Origin of the sequence: Umezawaea tangerina (assembly GCF_003002815.1) — a bacterium.
In the GTDB taxonomy this organism is placed as follows: Bacteria; Actinomycetota; Actinomycetes; order Mycobacteriales; family Pseudonocardiaceae; genus Umezawaea; species Umezawaea tangerina.
Map to the genome: position 1 here is coordinate 303,406 of NZ_PVTF01000001.1, position 22,649 is coordinate 326,054.

The window sequence follows — 22,649 nt, forward strand, 5'->3', positions numbered from 1 at the left end:
GAGCGTTCATAGACATCTACTCCATGATGCCTGTGCCGTCCGAGCCGCCGACGAGGCGGGGGAGGAGTGTTGCTATTAGGACACTCACCACCCGCTTCTCGACTGATCTCTGTACCGTCCCCGCCGGGAGTGGCTGATGACTGAGAACGACAGGTCCGGGACCTCTGGAACACCCTGGACCGGATCCGAAGGACCAACGCCGCCGAGCGGCGTGCCGAGCAGCGGCGTGCCCGCGGAGGGTTCCGCGCCGCCGCCGTACGTGCCTGCCACCGAGCAACCGCCTCAGCAGCCGACCAACCCGCGCGGGCGGATCCGGCAGCAGGACGGCTCGTCGAAGCCGCGTCCGCCGACACTGGCCGAGCAGCGCGCCCGCGCCGCCGCCCAGCAGGAGCTGATCGAGGCCGACCAGGCCCGCGAGGCCGAGTACCAGCGGAAGAAGAAGCTCCGCAAGCGGCTGCTCATCGGCGGCGGCGTCACGGTCGGCGTGGTCGCGCTGGTCGCGATCGGCTACGCGGCGCTGAGCCCCGACAACGTGACCGCGACGTGCGTGACCAACGACGACGTCGTGGTCGCGGACGACAACAACTGCGACGAGAACTACGCGCGGGCGCACGGCGGCTACACCAGCGGCGGGTTCATCTACATGCCCATCGTCGGCGGTGGCTACAGCCAGTACCGCTACAACTACGGCGGCACGGGGGTGGTCGGGCAGAAGATCTCCGGCGGCACCACGGTCAAGCCGCCGAAGGCGAGCATCTCGACGCGGTCGGGCACCAGCATCCAGCGCGGCGGGTTCGGCGTGTCCAGCGGCGGCAGCAAGAGCGGCACGAGCGGGGGCAGCTGAGTTGCGCCGTGCCACCGCACCGCCGCGGCCGAACTGGCAGCGGACCGTCTCGGAGCAGGGTCTCGTGTTCGGCGCGCCCGCCAGGGGCGTGAACGGCATCGAACGCCCCTACTGGGACGAGTCGGCGCACTACGTCTTCGAGATGAGCGACATCCTCTCGCTCGAGGCCGACGTGGAGCTGCTGCACAGCATGTGCCTGGAAGCCGTCGACAACGTGGTGCTGACCGAGCGCTACCGCGACTTCGGCATCCAGGAGTGGATCTGGCCCAAGATCGCCGAGTCGTGGAAGCGGCGCGACCCGCACGTCTACGGCCGGTTCGACCTGCGCTACGACGGGTCGGGCCCGGCCAAGATGCTCGAGTACAACGCGGACACGCCGACCTCGCTGCTCGAGGCCGCGGTGCTCCAGTGGTACTGGAAGACCGAGGTGTTCCCGGACGACGACCAGTGGAACTCGATCCACGAGAAGCTGGTCGAGCGCTGGGGTGAGATCGGGGCGCTGCTGCCCTCCAACGAGCTGCACTTCACGTGGTCGTCGGCCGACACCTCCGGCGAGGACCACATCACGCTCGCCTACCTGCAGGAGACCGCGGCCGAGGCCGGCATGAACACCGTCGGCCTGTCGATCGAGGACATCGGCTGGGACACCCTGCTCAAGCGGTTCGTCGACCTCGAAGAGGCACCGATGAACACCGTGGTGAAGCTGTACCCGTGGGAGTGGGTGGTCGACGAGCGGTTCGGCCGCTTCGCGGTGGACAGCCTGCCCGGCACGCTGTGGGTCGAGCCGCTGTGGAAGATGCTGCTGTCGAACAAGGCCCTGCTCGCGGTGCTGTGGGAGATGTACCCCGGCCACCCGAACCTGCTGCCGGCGTACCTCGACGACCCCGGCCTGCTCACGGAGTACGTGCGCAAGCCGAGGCTGGGCCGCGAGGGCTCGAACATCCAGATCGTCGCTCCCGGCTACGAGACCCAGACCGGTGGGGTCTACGGCAAGGAGGGCTTCGTCTACCAGCTGTTCGACCCGCTGCCCGAGTTCGACGGCTACCGCCCCGCCCTGGGTGCGTGGGTCGTCGGCGACCAGGCCGCGGGCCTGGGCATCCGCGAGACAGTCGGTCTGGTGACCGACGACGGCGCGGCTTTCGTTCCCCACCGGATCGTCGAATGACGCACCAGCACCACATGGAGGGCCAGTGATCACCCAACTCGCGTTGGACCCCGGATTCGGTTCCACGATCGGCCGGGGCATCGGCGCGATCGCGCTGTACGCCGTCGTCGGTCTGCTGCTGATGGTCGTCGGCTTCTACGCCATCGACTTCACCACGCCCGGCCAGCTCAGCGGCCTGGTCCGCACCGGCAAGCCGAACGCGGTCATCGTGACCGCCGCGGGCCTGTTCAGCATGGCGCTCATCATCGTGGTCGCGATCTACAGCTCCGAGGGCAAGCTCACCGAGGGCCTGCTCTACTCGTTGATCTTCGGTTTCGTCGGGATCATCGTGCAGGTCGTCGCCGTGCGACTGCTGGAGTGGGTCACCCGGCTCGACATCGGCAGGCTCATCGAGTCGGAGGCGTTCGCCCCGGCGAGCGTCGTCGTGGCCAGCGCGCACGTCGCGCTGGGCCTCGTGGTGGCGGTCGCCATCAGCTAGTGATATCCGAAGGCGGTCGCGAGGGGTGACGGACTACCCTTACCCCTCGTGATCGACCTGAAGGCAGTGCGCGAGAACCCCGAAGCCGTCCGTGCGTCGCAGCGAGCGCGCGGTGAGGACGAGTCGGTGGTCGACGCGCTGCTGTCCGCGGACGAACGCCGACGTGCCGCCATCTCCAGGGCGGACGCGCTGCGGGGCGAGCAGAAGCTGTTCGGCAAGCAGGTCGGCAGGGCCAAGGGCGAGGAGCGCGAGGCGCTGCTGGCCAAGGGCAAGGAGCTGGCCGCCGAGGTCAAGGCCGCGGAGGCCGAGCAGCACGCCGCCGAGGCGGAGCTGACCGAGCTGCACCGCGCCATCCCCAACGTCGTGCACCCCGACGCCCCCGAGGGCGGCGAGGACGACTACGTCGTGCTCAAGCACGTCGGCGAGCCCCGCGAGTTCGACTTCGAGCCGCTGGACCACCTCGACCTGGGCGTGAAGCTCGGCGCGATCGACATGGAGCGCGGGGCCAAGGTCTCGGGCTCGCGGTTCTACTTCCTCACCGGCATCGGTGCCCAGCTGGAGCTCGCGCTGCTCAACATGGCCGCGAGCCTGGCCACCGAGAACGGCTTCACCCTCATGATCACGCCCACCCTGGTGCGGCCGGAGATCATGGCGGGTACCGGCTTCCTCGGCCAGCACGCCAGCGAGGTGTACCGGCTGCGCGACGACGACCTGTACCTGGTCGGCACGTCGGAGGTGCCGCTGGCCGGCTACCACGCGGACGAGATCCTCGACGGCGAGCGCCGGTACGCGGGCTGGTCGTCGTGCTACCGCCGCGAAGCGGGGTCCTACGGCAAGGACACCCGCGGCATCATCCGCGTGCACCAGTTCAACAAGGTCGAGATGTTCTCCTACGTGCGTCCCGAGGACGCCGAGGCGGAGCACGCGCGCCTGCTGGGCTGGGAAGAGGAGATGCTCGGCCGCGTCGAGGTGCCCTACCGGGTCATCGACACCGCGGCGGGCGACCTCGGCACCAGCGCGGCCCGCAAGTTCGACTGCGAGGCCTGGGTTCCGTCGCAGCGGGCGTACCGCGAGCTGACGTCGACCTCGAACTGCACCACGTTCCAGGCGCGCAGGCTGAACATCCGCTACCGCGACGAGAACGGCAAGCCGCAGACCGTCGCCACGCTCAACGGCACCCTCGCCACGACCCGGTGGATCGTTGCCATCCTGGAGAACCACCAGATGGGTGACGGTTCGGTGCGCGTCCCCGCCGCGCTCCGCCCATACTTGGGCGGCCGCGAGGTCCTGGAGCCGATCTCCCGGTAGCACATCGGCGGGGTAAATATGTGACTCTTCGTCATATTCCCGGCGTTACACTGCTCTGACCGGCCATGTCTCAGATGGGTAACGAATACGTTCCGTAATGCTCCGGCGTGCACCGTTTGTGTAGCTCCTGAGTCCTCTCTGACGACACGTAGTTGGTCAGGGGATACAACAGGGGAGTCCACATGGTGTTTCAGATCGCCGTAGGGTCCACCGAGCTCACGCCGAAGGTTCCGGCGTTCCCGAGCTTGTGGATGGGGGGCTACGGCTGGAGCCCGCGCGGCAGTTCGCCGGGCAACGTGGCGCGCGAGCTCAAGGCGCACTGCATGGTCATCTGGGACGACGGGTACCCGAACGTCCTGCTCCGCGCGGACCTCATCAGCATCCCGCGCGACATGAACCAGTGGATCCGAGGCACCCTCATCGACGAGGGCCTGCTCGCGGACACCGACTTCCTGATGGTCAGCAGCCACACCCACTCGGGGCCGTTGGTCGGCGACATCAGACCCAACCCGTACATCCTCATGGGGCTGAACCAGGCGGACATCGACGCGGTCAACGGCACGACCAACGTGCTGATCGACCGCCTGCTGGACCTCGTGCGGGCCACGCTCAACAAGACGCGCACGACCGTGACGTTCCGGTACGCCGAGACGACGGCCAACATCGGCTACAACCGCGTCGAGAACCAGACCTACGTGATGAACACGGTGCCGATCCTGGTCGCCCGCAAGGCGAACAACAACCGGGTCGCCGTGCTGTTCGGCGCCGGGTCGCACCCGGTGTCGCGCGGCAACGACACCACGTTCGACTGCGACTACCCCGGCCGCGCGGCCGCCCAGATCGAGGCCTCGCTCGGCGTGCCCGCGATGTTCTTCCAGGGCACCTGCGGCGACCAGAACGCCAACGAGCCCCGCGGCAACAGCCAGGTCGTCAACCTCGGCGACAAGCTCGCGAACGCGGTGATCAACAAGATCAACGCGAACACGGGCTTCACCAACGTGACCGGTCCGATAATGACCAGGATCGAGGAGGTGCAGCTGCCGTTCGCGGTCGACACCACCAACCCGACCGTGGTCGCCAACCTGCGCAACCGCTACGCCGCGCGCCTCACCCAGTTCCCGACCGACGACGTCAACTACCGGCACGCCAAGGTCATGGTCGACATGATCGACGGCCCCGGTCTGCCGACGCACATCGCGATGCCGATCCAGCGGTGGCGCTTCAACGGCCTCACCATCCTCGCGCTCTCGCACGAGGTGCTCAGCGGCTTCCACGTGAAGCTGAAGGCCGCGTACACGGGCAAGCTCTGGGTCATGGGCTACGCGAACGAGGTCGAGGCCTACATCGCCCCGGACAACGTGCTCTGGAACGGCGGTTACGAGGCGGGCTTCGAGTGGCCCGACAACACGATCGCGGGCGGCGGCTCGTACGCCGAGGTCTACGCCTGGCCCGCTCCGCTCAAGGCCTCCCCGGTCGGCGTCTCGCCCGCCGTGGCGGGCAGCGCGGAGAAGATCATCATGGACTGCTGCCTCGACCTGCTGAACAACCCGTAGCGGCCCCGGACCCTCGGCCCTCGCGTCCGCCAGGACACGGGGGCCGAGTGCTGTCCAGGTGCCGGTGCCGTCGAGCCGGTGCCTAGACCAGCCCCGCCACGTGCCGCCCGATCTCCAGGGCGCAGGTGGCCGCAGGCGAAGGGGCGTTCAGCACGTGCACCTGCCCAGGGCCCGTCTCGATCAGGAAGTCGTCCACCAGCGAGCCGTCGGGCAGCATCGCCTGCGCCCGCACGCCCGCCCCGGCGGGCACCAGGTCGTCGGCCGTCACCGCGGGCACCAGCCGGGCCAGGCTCGCGGCGAACCGCTTGCGCGACAGCGAGCGCAGCACCTCCTCGGCGCCGGTCCGCGCGAACCTGCGCGCCAACCGCCAGGTTCCTGGGAAGCGGGCCACGTCCAGCACGTCGGCGGGGGAGACGTCCCGCCAGCGGTACCCCTCCCGGCGCAGCGCCAGCACCGCGTTCGGGCCCGCGTGCACGGTGCCGTCGAGCATCCGGGTCAGGTGCACGCCGAGGAACGGCAGCGTCGGGTCGGGCACCGGGTAGATCAGCCCGCGGACCAGGTCGCGGCTCTCCGGCCGCAGCTCGAAGTACTCGCCGCGGAACGGCACGATGGTCGCCTTCGGGCGCAGCCCGGCCATGCGGGCCACCCGGTCGCTGTGCAGGCCCGCGCAGTTCACCAGCGCGTCCGCGGTGACGACGCCCTGCGGCGTGGCCACCTGCACCCGGCCGCCCGCCGTCCGGATCCCCAGCGCCGGGCTGAACAGGCGCAGGTCGGCGCCGCGCCCGATGAGCTGCCCGACCAGCGCCGCGCACACCGCCGGGAAGTCGATCACGCCGGTGCTCTCCACCCGCAGGGCCGCGACGGCGGCCACCTCGGGCTCGTGCTCGCGGGCCTCGTCGGCGGAGATCAGCTTGGCCGGGACGCCGTTGGCCTCGGCGCGCTCGGCCAGCTGGTGCAGGCGGGGGAGCTCGTCGTCGGAGGTGGCGACGACCAGCTTGCCGCACACCTCCACCGGCACCCCGTGCTCGCGGGCGAAGGCGGTCATGGAGGCGTTCCCGGCCACCGACATCCGCGCCTTCAGCGACCCCGGCTTGTAGTACAGCCCGGCGTGCACGACGTTGCTGTTGTGCCCGGTCTGGTGCGCGGCCCAGTGGCCTTCCTTCTCCAGCACCACCACCCGGTCACCGCGGGCGGCCAGCTCGGCCGCGACCGCCAGCCCGACGATGCCGCCGCCGATCACCACCACGCGCCGCACCGGTGCTCCCATCACTCGACCGCCAGTCGTCTGAGGATATCGAGGTTGGCGGCGCAGATCCGGGGCATGTCCAGGTTGTTGTGCACCCACTTGCGGCCCGCCGCGCCGATGTCCGAGGCCAGGTCGGGGTCGTCGAGCAGCTGGTTGATCGACGCCGCCAGCTCGTCGGTGTCGCCGGGGGTGACCAGCAGCGTCTCCTCCCCGTTCGCGATGCGGGCGCAGGAGAAGTAGTCCGCGCGCTCGGCCAGCACGGTGGGGGTGCCCGCGGCCATCGCCTCCAGGCTGGCGATGCCGATGCCGAACCCCTGCAGGTCGTGCACCTCGACGTCGGAGCCCGCCAGCAGGCCGGGGATGTCGGACTTGGGGAGCGCTCCGGTGCAGACGACCGCGTGCAGCACGCCCAGCCGCCGCGCGCGCTCCAGGAACGCGCGGTAGTAGACGCCGCCGACCACCAGGACCTTCGCGTCCGGGTGGCTCGCGAGCACCCGCGGCAGCGCCTCGACGAGCGCCACGCGGTCGCGCACCGGGATCACGTGGCCGAGCGAGGCGATCACCGGGCCGTCGCCGAGGTCGAACCGCGCGCGCAGCGCCGCGCGCTCGGCCTCGCGGTCCAATTCCTCGAACCGGTGCAGTTCGACCCCCACCGGAACCTGTTCGATCCGCTCGGCCGGGATTGCGTACCGGCGCCTGATGTAGTGGTGGAAGATGCGGTCGATCGCGACCACCGAGGTCGGCCGGATGTGGGCGAGGACCGGGCGCACCACGAGAGCGTCGAGCAGTCTCATCACGAGGTGCGAAAAGCGCATCGGGCTTTGCAGCCGGGTGTGCAGCGTCAACAGCGAGGGGATCCGCCTGCTGCGCGCCCACAACCCGCTCTGCCACGTCAGGTCGAAGAACTGGCCGTGCTGGTGGATCACGTCCGGGCGGAACTCGTCGAGCAACCGGAAAACCCGCTTGCGGTTACCCCAGCGCAACGCGAACGTGATATCGAAGTTGAACGAGAATCGCGATTCGGGGAGCGTCCACGAGGGCAGGCGGACGATCCGGATACCGTCCCGCACTTCTTCGGCAGGTGCTTTGCGGTAACCGGCGGCGATCACCAGCACCTCGTGCCCCTGCTCGGCGTAATACCTGCTCAACGTGTCCGCAACATGGGCGCTACCGCCCACCCGAGGGGGGAAGAAGTTGTTGACGACGACGATCCGCACCCGGAGGACTCCCACAGTCGGCTGTACCGAAGACCGGACGGACCATCGTGATGATGCGTCCTTGAGGTATTCGGCAGGAACAGCCGGTCACTGAAGTACACGATCCGGCGAACATCCCGTTCGCCGGATCGTGTCGAGTCGTCCTAGCGGGCGCGGCGCTTGCGGTGCTTCGCGCGTACCTTGAAAAGACCGATACCCATCTTGTAGGCGTCGTTCACCACGTTGATGGTGCTGCCCCCGCGCGTTTGCTGACCGCGCAGCCGAACCGGGACCTCGACCGGACGAATTCCGTCCTGCTCGGCGAGGTAGGCCAATTCGGTGGTGAGCAGGAAACCGGGCTCGGTCAATTTGCCGACCACGCCGCGAGCCCATTCACCGTTGAGCACGAAAGTGCCCTGCGGGTCGCGCGTGCGCATACCGAGAACGGCGAGCCGGAGCACGAGGAATCCGGTGCTGAGCACCGCGCGCACCAGGCTGCGGTCGATTGCCGAGTCCGGGTGCGCCTTCGAGCCGATGAACACCTTGTGCTTGTCCAGGCCCACTTTCCGCGCCTGGTCGAGGTCGTCGAACCCGAAGGGGAGGTCGTCGGCGGTGAGCACGACGTGGGCGCCCCGGCTGGCCGCGATGCCCATCCGCAGCGCGTTGCCCAGGCCCTTCTCCGAGCTCAGCACCCGCAGCTCGACCTGCGCGAACTGCCACGACTTCTCGATCGACCGCGCGAGCTCGAGCGTGTTGTCCGTCGACCCGTTCTCGACCACGACGATCTCGTTGCGCTCCCCGTCGAGGTGCTCCCCGAGTTCCTTCAACGTGGCTTCGAGGCCGTCCGCGCCGTTGTACGCCGGCACGATGTAGCTGAGTGCGACTGGACTGCTAGCCCCTGGCGTTCCCACGTCAACTCCCTGGCAGACTGTGCCGATGCTGGCCAGTTCGTTTCCGGCCTGCGACGGCACGCACCCTATCGTGGGTGCGCGTCGGTGCCGGTGGCGCCTCTAGTTCTCGGCCGCCAGTGATCGGATCCACGCGAAAGGGCGATGCAGTGACTCTGACCGAGAGTCGAGCCGTTGATCTTCCCGATTCCGCCGGGCCTGGCGACAACGCCACCGGTGAGCAGGGTGGTCGGTGGATCGGTTTCCTCACCGTCCTGGGCGTTGCGGCCTTCGTCGGGATTGTCGCGCAACTGCCGCTGATCCGTAATCGGATCTTCTATTACTGGGACGATTCGGCGGCCGCGTTTCTGCCGCACTGGTTCAAAATCGGGACCGAGCTGCGCAGCGGCAACTGGCCGATGCTGGCGCCGGACGCCTGGATGGGCGGCAACTTCCTCAGCGAGGTCCAGCTGTCGCTGTGGAACCCGGTGTCGCTGGCCAACTACGTGCTGGTCTCCGTCCTGCCGGACCTCGCCGTGGCCGCCACCCTGGTGAAGACCGAGTTCCTCGTCCTGCTCGCGATCGGCACCTACCTGCTGGCCCGCGAGTACGGCGCGAACCGCGGTGCGGCGGCCGCCGTCGCCACCGCGCTCCCGTTCTCCGGCTACACCCTCTTCTTCGACGCCTCCGCGTGGGTCGCGGGCCTGATCGGCTTCGCCTGGCTGCCGTGGGTCTGGTGGGCCGCCCGCCGCGTCGGCACCGGCCGGTCCAACCCGCTGCTGCTGCTCGTCCTGGGCTACCTGGGCATGAGCGTCGGCAGCCCGTACGGCGCGCTCGGCATCGTGGTCATCCTGCTCGGCGTCGCCGTCGAGCTGCTGGTCCGCAAGAACTGGCCCGGCCTGGTCAGGGTCGTCGTGACCGGCGCGATCGTCGGCATGAGCACCCTCGTGGTCTACCTGCCGCTGCTCGGCAGCTCCGCGGTCACCTGGCGCACCGACAGCAAGCTCGACAACAACGGCTTCCTGGTGCCCGCGCTGTCCGACCTGTTCGGGCTGAGCGCCCCGACGTTCCAGGCCCAGCTGGAGTCGTGGCAGGGCACCGAGGCGTTCACGTTCCCGATCACCTACCTGGCCTGGTTCGTCGCCCCGCTGATCCCGTGGCTGAAGTGGTCCGAGCTGCGCACCCGCGCTCGCGACTACCTGGGCCTGTTCATCTTCGGCACGGTGTACGTGCTGTTCACCATCGGCCCGTCGAACATGGGCATGTTCCGCTGGCCCGCCAGGCTCGTCGAGTACGTGTACCTGCCGGTCGTCGTGCTGTTCGCGGTCGTGCTGACCAAGGGGCTGCACAAGACCGCGGCGCGCAACCGGGCGATCATCAGCGGTGTCATCGTGCTGGCCGGGTTCTACCTGTCCTGGGCCTCGCAGCCGCACAGCTTCCAGTACCACGTGGGCGCGGCCGTCGGCGTCGGGATCCTGCTGACCGCGTTCCTCTTCGCGACCCGCCGGGCGCCCAAGTACGCGGCGCTCGTCCTGGTCGTCGGCACCGCGGGCGTCCTCGGCTTCCAGCTGATCCACTACAAGGGCAACAACAACGTCAACCCGTGGAACTTCCCCCACGACGTGTCCGCGATGCAGGACCGGTTCGACCACCGGTACGAGGGCAGCACGCTGCTCGTCGCCGACACCGGCGTGCTGGCCAAGAACACCGGCGGGGTGTCGCCCGAGCAGAGCTGGCGCGACGGGCTGTTCGGCGCGCAGTGGGAGGTCGCGGGGGTCCAGGCGCTGAACTCCTACACGGGCCTGGGGTACACGACGTTCTCCGACGCCCTGTGCATGAACTACTACGGCGGTGTGTGTCCGGGGGCGTTCGACCGGATCTGGCAGGCGACGTCGTCGAAGGTGGACGTGCCGCTCGCGGACGCGCTGCGGCTGGAGACCGTGGTCGTGGCCAACGGCTACCTGGACGGGCCGACGACCGCGCCCGACGGGTGGTCGGAGAAGGAGCGCACCAAGGCCGTCACGGTCCTGCACCGCGATGCCCCGCTGGCCTGGGCCGGTGGACGGCTGTCGTACGCGGCGCCCGGTGTGGAGGTCCAGGAGGACAAGGCGACCGGGGCCGAAGGGGAGACGTCGAAGTACACCGGGTCCGGGACCGTGCTCTACGCGGCGCTGGCCTGGCCGGGGTGGACGGCGACGGTGGACGGGAAGTCGGTCGAGGTGAAGCAGGGACCCGCGGGGTTGATCCAGCTGGACCTGCCCGCGGCGAAGGACGGCGGGAGCACCGTGGTGCTGGACTTCCAGCCGCCGGGGTTGAGCCTGGGGTGGAAGGTGACGCTGGTGGCGGTCGTGCTGGGGCTTGGGTTTGCGGTGCTGGTGTTCGTGCGGGAGAGGCGGCGGAGGGTGGTTGTGGAGTAGGGGGAGGTGTGCGGGGGCGCCCTGGGGTTTCGGCCCTGGGGCGTTTTTGCGTGTTGGGGGGTTGGTCTGTCGGGGTTGGTCCGTTGTGGTCGGTCCGTTGTGGTCGGTTGGTTGGGGTTGCTTGGGGGGTCGATCGGTGGGGTTGCTTGTGGGGTCAATCGGCGGGGGTCGCATCCGCCGTGGGGGGTGCGGCCGGCTTGACTTGGGGCCCCTTTTTTGGGCTTCGTCGGGCGAAAAAGGGCAGGTGGTAGAGCCTGCCCGCCGCCGCAAGTCTAAGCCCAAAAACCCCAAGTCAAGCCGGCCGCCAGCGGACGAGCGGGCTCGCTTTCAGCGTCGTTGGGGGGCGAGCACTGCTCGTTTTCAGCGTCGTTGGGGGGCTTGTGCTGCTCGTTTTCGGCGTCGTTGGGGGGCTTGTGTTCGCTTCCAGCGTTGTTGAGCGGCTTGCCGGGTGGGTGGGGTGCTTGGTGGGAAAGCGAAAGGGCCCGTGCACTGGGTGCGCGGGCCCTTTCGGTTCTGACCGGGCGTCTTAGCCGAGGGCTGAGACGGTGGCGTGGTGGACTGCTAGGTGGGCGGGGAGGATGGCCGCGCGTTCGGCGGTTACCTCGGTGGAGCCCGCGCCCTTTTCGAGCAGGTTGAGGAAGTGGTTGAGCTGGGCCGCGAGCGGTTCCGCGCTCTGCATGATGGTCGGGAGCTCGATGACCGTCTGCTGCTTGTACCCGACGCCGTCGGCGGCGGGGGAGTCGGCGACGTGGCGGTAGATCGTGATGTCCCTGCGGAGCAGGTCGATCTCGATCAGCCGGTCCAGCTCCAGCACGGAGATCTGGCGGACCTTGCGCTGGGAGATGCGGCTCGCGGAGATGGTCGCGAGGGCGCCGTGCGCGAAGGACATGGTGGCGTCGGCGCTGTCCTCGGACTTGTTCTCCTTGGACTGCGGCTGGAAGAAGCCGAAGGAGCCCTTGACCGCGGACGGGGCCTCGCCGATGAAGCCGATGGCCAGGTCGATGTCGTGGATGAGCAGGTCGGTGGCGACACCGGTCTTGATCCGCGGCACGAACGGGGAGTGGCGCATGGCGTTGACCTGGACGACCTCGCCGATGAACTGCTTGGCGGTGAGGATGGCCGGGTTGAAGCGCTCGAGGAAGCCGCAGACCAGCGGGAGGCCGAGGCGCTCCGAGGTCTCGACGAGCTCGGCCGACTGCTCGTAGGTGGCCGCGAGCGGCTTCTCCACGAGGAGGGGCTTGCCCATCTCCAGGACCTGCTTGGCGATGTCGTAGTGCGCCTCGGTGGCCGCCGCGATGACGACGGCGTCGACCTTCGCCAGCTCGTCGATCGAGTCGGTGTAGGTGGCGCCGTAGCGCTCGGCGATCTCCTTGCCGATCTCCGCGCGCTGCTCGACGAGCAGGGTGAAGTCCGCGCGGTCGGACTGGGAGAGCACGCGGGCGTGCAGCGAGCCCATCATGCCCGCGCCGACGAGGGCGATCCTGGGCTTGGCCGTGGTCACGCGCCGAACACCTCCCGGACGGAAGCGACGATGGTCTCGAGCTCGGCGTCGGTGAGCTTCGGGTGCACGGGCAGCGACAGCGCCTGCTCGGCGACCTTCTTGGCCACCGGCACGTCGGAGGCGATCACGTCCGCGCGGTCGCGGTAGCAGTCGTAGTCGAACACCAGCTTCGGGTAGTAGATCCCGTTGCCGATGCCCTTCTCGTTGAGCTTCGCGGACAGCTCGTCGCGGGTCACGGCGGCGTCCTCGCCGACGAGCACCGTGTACTGGTGCCACACGTGCTCGCGGCCCGGCAGCACACCGGGGACGGTGAGGCCGGTGATGTCGGCGAGGCCCTTCGACAGCACGTCGGCGTTGCGCTGGCGCGCGGCCGTGAGCGTCGGGAGGTTCTCCAGCTGCGGGATGCCCAGCGCGGCGTGCAGGTCGGTCAGGCGGTAGTTGTGGCCCGCCATCTCGTACTGGTAGCGGGCGCGCATGCCCTGGTTCCGCATGACGCGCAGCTTGTCGGCCAGCGCGTCGTCGGAGGTGGTGATCATCCCGCCCTCGGCGGTGGTGATGTTCTTGGTGGCGTAGAGCGAGAAGCAGCCGATGCCGAAGCTGCCCGCGGCCTTGCCCTCGAACGTCGCGCCGACGGCCTGCGCGCTGTCCTCGACGATGGTCAGGCCGTGCTGCTCGGCGAGCGGCACCAGCTTGCCCATGTCCGCGGTCTGGCCGTACAGGTGCACCGGCATGAGGACCTTGGTCCGGTCGGTGACCTGCGCGGACACCGCGTCGGCGTCGATGCAGAAGTCGTCGGTGCGGATGTCGGCGAACCGGGCGGTGGCGCCCGCCTCCAGGATCGCGTTCAACGTCGCGACGAAGGTGAAGGGCGAGGTGATGACCTCGTCGCCCGGCTTGAGGTCCAGGGCCTGGATGGAGGCCACCAGCGCGGTGGTGCCGTTGTTCACGGCGATCGCGTGGGGGACCCCGGCGACCTTGGCGAAGGCCTCTTCGAAGCGCTTGACCATGGGGCCCTGGGCGATGACACCGGACCGGAGCACCTCAAGAACCAGCGGCTCCGCGTCTTGGACGTCGACAACGGTGATGGGAATCATGCAGCAGTCTTTCGCTCCGGAGACGGTGGATTGCGTCCGGTACAGTGACTGGTCGTCCCGCCCCTGACGCGTTGCCACACGTTACCCGCCGATTGCGGCCGTGTTGCCGTGGGTCCACAGCAGGGGGCAGGGCAGTGACCTGGGTCATTCGACGACTTCTGAGCAGGAACGGACCTCGTGGCCAACCGCATTCACCCCACCGCCGTCATCGGCGAAGGCGTCGAGCTGGGCGATGACAACGTCATCGGCCCGTACGCCGTGATCGTCGGGCAGACCAGGATCGGCAGCGGGAACTGGATCGGCCCGCACGTGTCCATCGGCACCCCCGCGGAGGACCGGACCGGTCCCCACCCGGCCGGATGGGACGGGGAGCTGGAGGGCGCGGGTGTCGAGATCGGCGACCGCAACCGGATCCGCGAGTACTTCACGATGCACCAGGGCACCTGGCGCACGACCCGCGTCGGCGACGGCAACTACCTGCTCTCGCGCACCCACCTCGGCCACGACTGCCTGGTGGACGACTTCGTCACGCTGGCGTCGGTGCAGCTCGGCGGGCACTGCCACATCTGGTCGCACGCGAACGTCGGCATGGGTACCGTCGTGCACCAGAAGGCCGAGGTCGGGCCCGGTGCGATGGTCGGCATGGGCGGCGCGGTCCGCAAGGACATCGGCCCGTTCACCATCTCGGTGGGCAACCCGGCCAGGGTCTCGGGCATCAACGTGGTGGGCCTGAGCCGCCGCGGGTGCGACGAGGCGACGATCGCGGCGCTGGAGCCGTTCCTCAAGGGGACCGGCGAACTGCCCGCCTCCGGCGTGCCGGAGGAGCTGGCGACCCTGCTGAAGGCGTGGGCCGACCGCGCCCCCGCCGACCACTGACCCATCCCCCGAGCACGGAGATCGAGAACACCATGGCGCTGAACGACAAGCTTCGCGACGTCTTCGTCGAGGCACTGGGCATCGACGCTTCCGTCGACGTGGAGAACCTCAAGTACCGCGACATCGAGGAGTGGGACTCCGTCGGCCACATGGCGCTGGTCGCGGCCATCGAGGACGAGTTCGACGTCGAGTTCGCGACCGACCAGGTCATCGACATGAGCAGCTTCAAGGTCGCCGTCGACATGCTCGAGGGCCTCGGCGCGAAGGCCTGAGCCGATCCACCGGAGCGGTCCGCTCCGCACCTGGGCGCCGTGCGTCCGCGCTCGCGCGGGCGCACGGCGTTCGCCTGTGCGGGCCGCGCCCGGCCGTCCACTTCCGTGTTTCGGGCCTGCTTCATGCCGGTAACGAGCCGTCTCGGTGGGCAAGTACCCTCGACGGGGATCCAAGACGTGCCTAACAGGACTGGTTGAACTGTGACTGACCTCACCGACAAGGTAGCCATCGTCACCGGCGGCACCAGGGGGATCGGCCTGGCCACCGTCACCGCGCTGGCCGAGGCGGGTGCGACCGTCGTGCTGACCGGTCGCGACGAGGCCGTCGCCAAGGAGGCCGCGGCGGGCGTCCCCGGCGGCAGGGTGACCGGCGTGGCCCTCGACGTCACCGACTCCGCGGCCGTGAGCAGCACGATCCGCGCGGTCGCCAAGGAGCACGGCAGGCTCGACGTCGTCGTCGCGAACGCGGGCGTCCTTGAGGGCGCCCTGGTCGGGATGATGAAGGACGACCTGGTCGAGCGGATGCTGTCGACGAACGTCGCGGGCACGCTCTACACGGTCCAGGCCGCCGCCCGCGCGATGATGCGCAAGAAGACCGGTTCGATCGTGCTCCTGGCCTCCATCGCCGGTGAGCAGGGCAGCGCGGGCCAGAGCGCGTACGCGGCGTCGAAGGCGGGCGTGACCGCCATCGCGAAGTCCACCGCCAAGGAGCTCGGCCGGTACGGGATCCGCGTCAACGCGGTGGCCCCCGGCGTGATCGACACCGCGATGACCGCCGCGATGGGCGAAGAAGCCATCGCGGCCAACGTCGAGCAGACCCCGCTCGGCAGGCTCGGCTCCCCGGAGGACGTGGCGAAGGCCATCCGCTTCCTGGCGGGCGACGAGGCCGCGTTCGTCACGGGCCAGGTGCTCGGCGTCGACGGGGGCCTCGTCCTGTGACGGCGCGCGGTCTGCTCGACGGCGGCGGTCGGCTGGTCGACGCCGTCAGCGGTGAGGTGTTCGAACCCGAGGAGCTGCGCGCGCGGGTCGGCGCGGTCGCCGCCGAGCTGGCCGACGTGCCGCCCGGTGTGCTGTTCGCCCGCACGGACGTCGACGTGGCCAGCGTGCTGCGGTACCTGGCGGCGTTCGAGGCGCACCGCGCCGTGGCGCTGCTGGACGCGGGCCAGGACCGCGAGGTGCTGCTGGAGCTGGTCGCCCGCTTCCGCCCGGCCGCCGTGCTCGGCGCCGACGGCGACGCCCCCGAGGGGTACCGCGGCGGTGTCGTCGGCGGCCCCGCGTGGGTCCGCGAGTCGGCCGACGGCGTGACCCCGCACCCCGACCTCGCCGTCCTGCTGCCCACCAGCGGCTCGACCGGCAACCCCAAGTTCGTCCGGCTCTCCCGCTCCGCCGTGCTGGCGAACGCCGAGGCCATCGCGGACGTGCTGGGCATCGACGCGGCCGAGGTCGCGCCGACCAGCCTGCCGCTGCACTACAGCTACGGCATGTCCGTGCTCAACAGCCACCTCGTGCGCGGCGCGACCGTCGTCGTCGAGGGCTCCGGCGTGATGGGCAGGCCGTTCTGGACGGCGGTCGAGGAGTACAAGATCACCTCGCTGGCCGGCGTCCCGTACCACTACGAGATGCTCAAGCGGCTCAAGTTCGACCCGGCCAAGTACCCCAGCCTGCGCACCATCACGCAGGCGGGCGGCAAGCTGCGGGACGACCTGGTCGTGCTGTTCAACGACAAGATGCTGGCCGTCGGCGGCCGCATGTTCGTCATGTACGGGCAGACCGAGGCGGGCCCCCGCATGTCGACCATCCCGGCGGAACGGCTGGCCGACAAGATCGGCTCGGCCGGTCCGGCGCTGCCCGGCGGCGCGTTCGTGATCCGCGCCGAGGACGGCACCGAGACCACCGAGCCGGACGTCGTCGGCGAGGTCCTCTACCGCGGCCCGAACGTGATGATGGGCTACGCCGAGAGCGAGGCCGAGCTGGCCGAGGGCGACACCCGTCACGGCGAGCTGGAGACCGGCGACCTCGGCAGGCTCGACTCCGACGGGTACCTGCACCTCACGGGCAGGCTCAAGCGGATCGGCAAGGTCTTCGGGAACAGGGTCAACCTCGACGACCTGGAACAACTGCTGCGCGGTTCGGGGTTGGACCTGGGAGCGGCGGCCGCGGTGCCCGCGGGCGACAAGGTGGTCGTCTGGGTGGAGGACTGCGCCGCCGACACGCGCAAGGCGGCGGCCCGCACGCTCGCGGAGAAGCTGCACCTGCACGTGTCCGGATTCGACGTGCGGGACATCGACGCCCTGCCGCTGCTCCCCAGCGGCAAGATCGACTACCGCTCCCTGGAGGGACGGGCATGACAGCCACAGCAGAAGGTGTCTTCGGACTGGCCCAGGCCGAGCGCGAGGCGGCGCTGCTGCCCGCGCTGACCGAGCTGACCGAGCACCACCGGGCCACCTGCGAGCCGTACGACCGCATCCTGGGCTCGCTCGGGTACGCGCACGGCGCGGAGTTCGGCACGGTCGAGGAAGTGCCGTGGCTGCCGGTCCGGATGTTCAAGCACCACGTGCTCAAGTCCGTGCCGGACGACGAGGTGTTCAAGGTCCTCACGTCGTCGGGCACGACCGGCGCCGAGGTCTCCCGCATCTACCTGGACAAGCAGGCCGCGGGTGACCAGCCGCGCTACCTGGGCCGCACGCTCCAGGCCGTGCTCGGCGAGAAGCGGCTGCCGATGCTGATGGTCGACACGATCGGCATCATCAAGAACCGCCGCTCGTTCTCGGCCCGCGGCGCGGGTGTGCTCGGCATGGCGAACTTCGGCCGCCAGCACGTGTACGCGCTCGACGAGGACGACAAGCCGGACGTGGAGGCCATCAAGGGCTTCCTGGCCAAGCACGGCTCCGAGCCGTTCCTGATCTTCGGCTTCACCTTCATGGTGTGGCAGTACCTCTACGAGGTCGCCCGCGAGCACGAGCTGGACCTGTCCAACGGCATCCTCATCCACTCCGGTGGCTGGAAGAAGCTGATCGACCGGGCCGTGGACAACGCGGAGTTCCGGCGCGCGTTCGCCGCGGACACCGGGCTGACCAGGATCCACAACTACTACGGCATGGTCGAGCAGCTCGGCACCGTGTTCGTGGAGGGCCCGTCGGGCAACTCCCTGTACTGCCCCGACTTCGCGGACGTCGTGATCCGCGATCCCGAGACGTGGGCGGAGCAACCCGTCGGCGTGCCGGGCGTCATTGAAGTGGTCAGCACCGTGCCGCGCTCCTACCCCGGCCACGCGCTGCTCACCGAGGACCTCGGCGTCGTGCACGGCGTCGACGACGGCGACTGGCCGGGGAAGCGCTTCTCGGTACTGGGTCGTCTGCCGCGCGCGGAGGCCCGTGGATGTTCGGACACCTTCAGCGGAGGAGCGGCGTGAGCCCCATCCAGCAGCGGTTCCCGGCCGGGCCGGACGTCGAGGTCGCCGACCTCCTCGCCGCGGTGACCGCCGAGCCCGAAGGCGGACGGCTCAAGGTCGGCGACCCCCGGATCGTGGACTTCATCGTGAAGTTCGCCCGCAAGCTGCTCGCCCCCGCGACCGCCCGTCGGTTCCCGGAGCTGGCGTCGCTGGGCTTCTTCCTGCGCCGCGGTGAGATCACCAAGGCCCTGGCGGGCCTGGAGACGACCGGCGACGAGCTGCGCTTCCCGCGTGGACTGGTGTTCCACGTGCCACCGGCCAACGTGGACACGATCTTCGTGTACTCGTGGGCGCTGTCCGCGCTGGCGGGCAACCCCAACGTCGTGCGGATCTCCGCCCGGTCCGCCGGTGCCGCCGAGACCGTGATCGCGTGCCTGAACGAGGCGCTCGCCGAAGCGGACCCGATCGTCGCGCAGACCCAGCGGATGGTCACCTACGGCCGCGACGAGGCCGTGACGTCGGCGCTGTCGGCCGCGTGCGACCTGCGGGTCATCTGGGGCGGTGACCGGTCGGTCGCCGAGATCCGCAAGAGCCCGATCGCGCCGCACGCCCGCGACCTCACGTTCCCGGACCGGGCGTCGTTCGCCGCGATCTCCGTCGACGGCTGGGCCAACGCCACCCCGGAGCAGCGCCGCGACGCCGCCACCGGGTTCTACAACGACTCGTACTGGTTCGACCAGGCCGCCTGCTCGTCGCCCCGCACCCTGTTCTGGGTCGGCGACGAGGCGGCGGCCCAGGTCGGCCGCACCGAGTTCCTCGCCCTGCTGGGCGAGGTCGTGGCCGCCAAGCACTTCGTGGTCGAGCCCGCGATGGCCGTGCAGAAGCGGGTGTCCGCGTACGGCGTCGCCGCCGAGGGCCACGCGACCGCGATCCACTTCAACGGCAACGCGGTCGCCACGCTGGAGCTGAGCGACCCCGCCGACGTGCCGCGCGAGTGGCTCGGCGTCGGCACGTTCCCGCAGGCGACGCTGACGGGGCTGGACGAGTTCGTGCGCATCGCCGAGCGCAAGGACCAGACGTTCAGCCACTTCGGCTTCCAGCGCGAGGAGCTCGTCGAGTTCGCCCACGCCCTCGCGGGCCGGGGCATTGACAGGATCGTCCCGTTCGGATCTGCTCTCAGCTTCGCCGCGGTCTGGGACGGCTACGACCTGCTGTCCGAGTTCAGCCGCCTCACCACGGTGACCGGCTGATACCCATGGCCGAGCCCACTTCGCCCCCCGACATCACCGGAGACCCGATGAAGGTCCAGGACGACCTGGCCACCACGGACGACACCGCGGCCGAAGTCGCCGCGCCGTCCAGCCGCAAGGCGACCATCATCGCCTGGGCCAAGCGACTGCTCGTCCTCCTGGTGCTGGCCGCGGCCACCTACCAGGTCGTCGACCAGTGGAACGCGGTCTCGAAGACGCTGCTCTCGCTGTCGTGGCAGTCGATCGTGCTGTCGATGCTCGCGGTGTACGCGGGCGTCTGGCTCGGACCGGTGGTCTGGAAGGTCGTGCTGTCGGACCTCGGCGCCCCGGTGCGGGTGTCGGAGGCGTCGAAGTTCTACCTCGTCGGGCAGCTCGGCAAGTACGTGCCCGGCGCGGTGTGGGCCGTGCTGCTGTCGATGGAGCTGGCCAAGGAGGCGGGCGTCAGCCGCGCGCGGAGCTTCACCGCGGGCCTGATCGCCACCGGCCTCGGCGTGGTCGCCTCGATGATCACCGGGCTGCTCGCCCTGCCGATCATCCTCGACGGCGACCACCCGGAGCTGCTGTGGCTGTTCGCGCTCCTGGTCGTGGGCCTGGTGTTCCTGCACCCGGTGCCGCTGACCTGGCTCGTGTCGACGGTCCTCAAGCTGCTCCGCAAGGCCCCGCTGCCGCACCGCCTCAACGGCTTCGCCATCTTCAAGGGCGTCGTGCTGGCGGTCGCGATCTACGTGATGTTCGGCGTGCACCTGTGGCTGCTGGCCACCTCGGTCGGCGCGCCCGGCCTCAACACGCTGATCCTGTGCGCGGGAGCCATGGGCGTGTCGATGACCGCGGGTCTGATGGCGTTCTTCCTGCCGTCCGGCCTGGGTGCCCGCGAGGCCGTCATCGTCGCCGCGCTGGCGACCGTGATGCCCGCACCCCAGGCGCTCGCGCTCGCCGTGGTGTCGCGCCTGGTGTTCACCATCGCCGACCTCAGCTCCGCGGGCATCGCGGCCGGCTTCGTCTGGTTGCAGGGCAAGCGCGGCGTCGCGCCGACCGCCCCCGTCGTCGACTAGCACCGTCCGACGGGAACGGGCCCTCGCCGGATGTCGGCGGGGGCCCGTTCCCGTCGGGGCGACTAGCTCCCGGCCTGTTGCCAGGCGCCGAACGCGCCGTCCGGACCCGCGGTGGTCTGGATCGCCTCGTACAGCTTGGCGTCCCCGCCGACGACCAGCACGCGCACCTTGCCCATCGCGTCGCGCACCGCGGCGGGCCCGACCTCGCAGTAGCCGCCGAGGTCCGTCCACGCCCCGAACGCGCCGTTGGACGCCTGCCGCGAGACGCTGATGCCGTACCCGTCGTTGCGGTTGAACGCCAGGATCCGCGGCGTCGAACCGCCCGAGGTCACCGCCGCGACCGGCCCGACGCCGCCCTGGCCGCCGATGTGGGTGAGGCTGGTGGCCCAGGCGCCGTTCACGGTCTTCTCCGCCAGCGTGCCGCTCGCACCGTCGCCCTGCTCGCGGCTGACGATCCGGACCTTGCCGGTCGACTCGACCGCGACGCCCGGCCCGAACGTGCACTCGGCCGTGCTGGTGAGCGCCTGGTAGACCGTGCCCGAGCCGGGGTTCTGGTACCAGTGCAGGGTCTTGCCGCCGCCGTCGGCGAAGACGTGCAGCTTGCCGCTGGGGGCGGTGATCGCCACCGGCGGGGTCATGGCCTTGCCGCCGCCACCGGTGACCTCGTACCAGGTGCTGAAGCCGGAGCCCTGCTCGAAGGCGTTGCTGATCTTGCCGGCGGCGTTGACCACGTACATCTCGATGCCGCCGTCGGAGTTCACGCCGAGCGCGGGGGTGCCGTAGGCGGGGCTGGAGCCGTTGGGGTTGCCCACGTTGGTCCACGTGGTCTCGAAACCGGCGCCCGGTGCGGACTGCTTGGTGGTGAGCACCGACCCGGTGTCCAGGTCGAGCACGGCGACGCGCAGCCTGCCGTCGCCGCGCAGCGCCACCGCGACGCCCGGCGCGAACGAGCCCGTCTTGAGGGTGGTGGGGCCGACCCAGGCGCCGCCGTTGGGCTGCTTCCACACCGCCAGCGAGTCACCGGTGACGACGAAGGCGTGCAGCACGCCGGTGCTGTCGATCGCGGCCCACGGGGCCACCACGGGCCAGCGCTGGTAGTTGCGGGCCAGGTTGCTGTCGAAGGAGCCGCCGGTGAGCGGGTCGAGCGCGGCGTAGGCCTGGTAACCGGCGGTCTTGGGGTTGAGCAGGGCGTTCGGCACGTTGGCCGGCGCGCTCTGCGTGTTGTAGCAGCGGTAGCGGGTCAGCAGCGCGAGCGGCCTGCCGGTCGGGCCGCCGTAGGCCTTCACGGCCTTCTGGGCGAACTTCGCGGCGGCGATGTGGTCCCAGTGGTCCGGCTGGTCGACGAACCGGGCGTCCTCGGGGAACGGGTCCTGCACGCGGATCGCGGTCGGCTGGAACTGCACGAGCAGCGCGAGCAGCACGGCGTTCAGCGCGGCCTGGTTGTAGGTCTGGACGGGCACGGCGCTGCCGGTCGGGCGGATGGTGCTGGTGCTGTAGTTCGGGTTCTCCCACAGCTTCGTCAGCGCGTCGGTGTGCAGGTCGTCGCCCGCGTCCGGCAGGCTGAGGTAGATCATCTGGATCTGCGGTGCGCCGTTCAGCGTGTCGATCTCGACGGTCTTGCCCGCGACGGACATGGTCGCGCGGGTCCAGCTGTTGGGCTTGCCCGCGAGCACCGCCCACGCCCGCCGGGACCCCTCCTGCAGGTTCGCGGCCAGCTGCTCGCGGGTCTGCTGACCGGACACGCCGTTGAACTCGTCGGCGCCCAGGACGACCGTCCTCACCGGACGTCCTGACTGGATCGACGGCTGGATGTCCGGGTTCAGGAACAGCAGGTCGTCGTCCGTGTGCGCGACGATCTGCAGGAAGCTGCCACCGGTGGGCAGGGAGCGCGCCCCCGCCGCGCCCGCCGTTCCGGTTCCGACGCCGATCGCGGCCGTCGTAGCAGCCGTGATACCGGCCACCATCACCGTTCTGCGACTGATGTGAGCCATCTGCGATTCCCCCCAAAGAATGAATCGTCCCATGTGGACCGGCGAGAAGACGTCCCACGTGTTAAGCGGGTTGCCTCAGGGATTCGATCCGGGGGGATCACTTGTTACGCAGGGCTCCGGCGGTTCCC

Annotated in this window: 19 protein-coding genes; 13 read left to right on the forward strand and 6 right to left on the reverse strand. The window is 69.9% G+C overall.

The window, feature by feature from the left end:
• The first annotated feature begins 136 nt into the window (after nucleotides 1-136).
• The 5 genes from CLV43_RS01420 to CLV43_RS01440 all read left to right on the forward strand — a co-directional run bounded on the left by CLV43_RS01420 (nucleotide 137) and on the right by CLV43_RS01440 (nucleotide 5,348).
• Nucleotides 137-844: a hypothetical protein gene (locus CLV43_RS01420; protein WP_342749742.1), complete on the forward strand. Its 708-nt coding sequence runs from the start codon at nucleotides 137-139 to the stop codon at nucleotides 842-844.
• Between the two features lies 1 nt (nucleotide 845).
• Nucleotides 846-2,009, forward strand: a complete 1,164-nt coding sequence (locus tag CLV43_RS01425) for a glutathionylspermidine synthase family protein (protein ID WP_106185116.1) — start codon at nucleotides 846-848, stop codon at nucleotides 2,007-2,009.
• A 25-nt stretch (nucleotides 2,010-2,034) separates the two neighbouring features.
• Nucleotides 2,035-2,487: a DUF350 domain-containing protein gene (locus tag CLV43_RS01430; RefSeq protein WP_106185117.1), complete on the forward strand. Its 453-nt coding sequence runs from the start codon at nucleotides 2,035-2,037 to the stop codon at nucleotides 2,485-2,487.
• A gap of 48 nt (nucleotides 2,488-2,535) precedes the next feature.
• A complete protein-coding gene (gene serS, locus CLV43_RS01435; RefSeq protein ID WP_106185118.1) occupies nucleotides 2,536-3,795 on the forward strand; it encodes a serine--tRNA ligase in 1,260 nt (419 codons plus the stop codon).
• A gap of 182 nt (nucleotides 3,796-3,977) precedes the next feature.
• The gene (locus tag CLV43_RS01440; RefSeq protein WP_106185119.1) at nucleotides 3,978-5,348 is read left to right on the forward strand and encodes a hypothetical protein; all 1,371 of its coding nucleotides are present in this window, start codon (nucleotides 3,978-3,980) and stop codon (nucleotides 5,346-5,348) included.
• Nucleotides 5,349-5,430: 82 nt separating this feature from the next.
• Here the strand turns inward: CLV43_RS01440 and lhgO are convergent, their stop codons facing one another.
• The 3 genes from lhgO to CLV43_RS01455 all read right to left on the reverse strand — a co-directional run bounded on the left by lhgO (nucleotide 5,431) and on the right by CLV43_RS01455 (nucleotide 8,761).
• Nucleotides 5,431-6,603 carry an L-2-hydroxyglutarate oxidase gene (gene lhgO, locus CLV43_RS01445; protein WP_106185903.1) on the reverse strand — a complete coding sequence of 391 codons (1,173 nt, stop codon included), beginning with the start codon at nucleotides 6,601-6,603 and terminating at the stop codon, nucleotides 5,431-5,433.
• Nucleotides 6,604-6,614: 11 nt separating this feature from the next.
• A complete protein-coding gene (locus CLV43_RS01450; RefSeq protein WP_170155661.1) occupies nucleotides 6,615-7,811 on the reverse strand; it encodes a glycosyltransferase family 4 protein in 1,197 nt (398 codons plus the stop codon).
• 143 nt (nucleotides 7,812-7,954) lie between these two features.
• Nucleotides 7,955-8,761: a glycosyltransferase gene (locus tag CLV43_RS01455; RefSeq protein ID WP_211304193.1), complete on the reverse strand. Its 807-nt coding sequence runs from the start codon at nucleotides 8,759-8,761 to the stop codon at nucleotides 7,955-7,957.
• A gap of 335 nt (nucleotides 8,762-9,096) precedes the next feature.
• Here CLV43_RS01455 and CLV43_RS01460 point away from each other — a divergent pair, with 335 nt between their 5' ends.
• On the forward strand, nucleotides 9,097-11,094 hold the full coding sequence (locus tag CLV43_RS01460) for a glycosyltransferase family protein (RefSeq protein ID WP_106185122.1): 1,998 nt from the start codon (nucleotides 9,097-9,099) through the stop codon (nucleotides 11,092-11,094).
• 526 nt (nucleotides 11,095-11,620) lie between these two features.
• Here the strand turns inward: CLV43_RS01460 and CLV43_RS01465 are convergent.
• Together CLV43_RS01465 and CLV43_RS01470 are read right to left on the reverse strand one after the other, a co-directional pair.
• Nucleotides 11,621-12,595, reverse strand: a complete 975-nt coding sequence (locus CLV43_RS01465) for a Gfo/Idh/MocA family protein (RefSeq protein WP_106185123.1) — start codon at nucleotides 12,593-12,595, stop codon at nucleotides 11,621-11,623.
• The gene (locus CLV43_RS01470) at nucleotides 12,592-13,689 is read right to left on the reverse strand and encodes a DegT/DnrJ/EryC1/StrS family aminotransferase (protein WP_106185124.1); all 1,098 of its coding nucleotides are present in this window, start codon (nucleotides 13,687-13,689) and stop codon (nucleotides 12,592-12,594) included. The genes CLV43_RS01465 and CLV43_RS01470 overlap by 4 nt, the downstream gene beginning before the upstream one ends.
• 177 nt (nucleotides 13,690-13,866) lie before the next feature.
• Here CLV43_RS01470 and CLV43_RS01475 point away from each other — a divergent pair, with 177 nt between their 5' ends.
• The 7 genes from CLV43_RS01475 (at nucleotide 13,867) to CLV43_RS01505 (ending at nucleotide 20,530) form a co-directional block, all read left to right on the forward strand.
• Nucleotides 13,867-14,565 carry an acyl-ACP--UDP-N-acetylglucosamine O-acyltransferase family protein gene (locus tag CLV43_RS01475; protein ID WP_106185125.1) on the forward strand — a complete coding sequence of 233 codons (699 nt, stop codon included), beginning with the start codon at nucleotides 13,867-13,869 and terminating at the stop codon, nucleotides 14,563-14,565.
• A gap of 32 nt (nucleotides 14,566-14,597) precedes the next feature.
• Entirely contained in the window at nucleotides 14,598-14,837 is a 240-nt protein-coding gene (locus CLV43_RS01480) for an acyl carrier protein (protein ID WP_106185904.1), read from the forward strand.
• A gap of 201 nt (nucleotides 14,838-15,038) precedes the next feature.
• Nucleotides 15,039-15,776, forward strand: a complete 738-nt coding sequence (locus tag CLV43_RS01485) for an SDR family NAD(P)-dependent oxidoreductase (protein WP_106185126.1) — start codon at nucleotides 15,039-15,041, stop codon at nucleotides 15,774-15,776.
• Entirely contained in the window at nucleotides 15,773-17,185 is a 1,413-nt protein-coding gene (locus CLV43_RS01490; protein ID WP_425445713.1) for an AMP-binding protein, read from the forward strand. The genes CLV43_RS01485 and CLV43_RS01490 overlap by 4 nt, the downstream gene beginning before the upstream one ends.
• Nucleotides 17,182-18,249: a LuxE/PaaK family acyltransferase gene (locus tag CLV43_RS01495; RefSeq protein ID WP_106185127.1), complete on the forward strand. Its 1,068-nt coding sequence runs from the start codon at nucleotides 17,182-17,184 to the stop codon at nucleotides 18,247-18,249. The genes CLV43_RS01490 and CLV43_RS01495 overlap by 4 nt, the downstream gene beginning before the upstream one ends.
• Complete coding sequence (locus tag CLV43_RS01500) at nucleotides 18,246-19,478, forward strand: acyl-CoA reductase (RefSeq protein ID WP_106185128.1); 1,233 nt, start codon at nucleotides 18,246-18,248, stop codon at nucleotides 19,476-19,478. The genes CLV43_RS01495 and CLV43_RS01500 overlap by 4 nt, the downstream gene beginning before the upstream one ends.
• A gap of 47 nt (nucleotides 19,479-19,525) precedes the next feature.
• On the forward strand, nucleotides 19,526-20,530 hold the full coding sequence (locus tag CLV43_RS01505) for a lysylphosphatidylglycerol synthase domain-containing protein (protein ID WP_170155662.1): 1,005 nt from the start codon (nucleotides 19,526-19,528) through the stop codon (nucleotides 20,528-20,530).
• A gap of 62 nt (nucleotides 20,531-20,592) precedes the next feature.
• Here the strand turns inward: CLV43_RS01505 and CLV43_RS01510 are convergent, their stop codons facing one another.
• Nucleotides 20,593-22,521: a DUF8189 domain-containing protein gene (locus CLV43_RS01510; RefSeq protein ID WP_170155663.1), complete on the reverse strand. Its 1,929-nt coding sequence runs from the start codon at nucleotides 22,519-22,521 to the stop codon at nucleotides 20,593-20,595.
• Between the last annotated feature and the right edge of the window lie 128 nt (nucleotides 22,522-22,649).